Source organism: Nocardia sp. NPDC058497 (genome assembly GCF_042720195.1).
Taxonomy (GTDB): domain Bacteria; phylum Actinomycetota; class Actinomycetes; order Mycobacteriales; family Mycobacteriaceae; genus Nocardia.
On the sequence record NZ_JBHXMY010001071.1, the window covers coordinates 1 to 416 of the forward strand.

Annotated in this window: 1 protein-coding gene; it reads left to right on the top strand. The window is 64.2% G+C overall.

Going from position 1 to position 416, the window contains the following annotated elements; genetic code table 11:
• Positions 1 to 22 precede the first annotated feature (22 nt).
• Positions 23 to 416, top strand: a 394-nt coding sequence (locus tag ACFWPJ_RS33780) for a hypothetical protein (RefSeq protein ID WP_378857710.1), incomplete at its 3' end; no start/stop codon positions are given.

A 416-nucleotide genomic window follows, 5' to 3' on the forward strand; every position in this document is an offset into this window, starting at 1 on the left:
GAATAAAAACGGTCTAGCAAGCGTGCGTGCTGTTCAGGTGTTGATGCTCATCGGGGCGCTGCTGGCGTTGGCAGGATGTTCCTCGGCATCGACCCCGGGCCAGGCGGCCTCGCCACCGAGGCCGACGTATCCGGAGTACCTGCCTGATCATGCCCGCAAGGACCTGACCTACCTAGAGACCCTGCGTCCGCTGGACGTGTGCGGATTCCTCGACCACCAAGCCCTGGCCGCGCTCGGCACCGCCAACTACTTCGGTGCCGACGGCACCTTCGAATCCTGCACCGCGCGATTCCCGAAAGGTAAGGCCCGGCACGGGATCTCGAAGGTGGAGGTGTCGATGGGGGGCAATAACCGAAACCGGTGGGGGCCCCAAATAGTCGTGGGCGGGACCCCCCCGGGCGAGAAACAATTAGGTG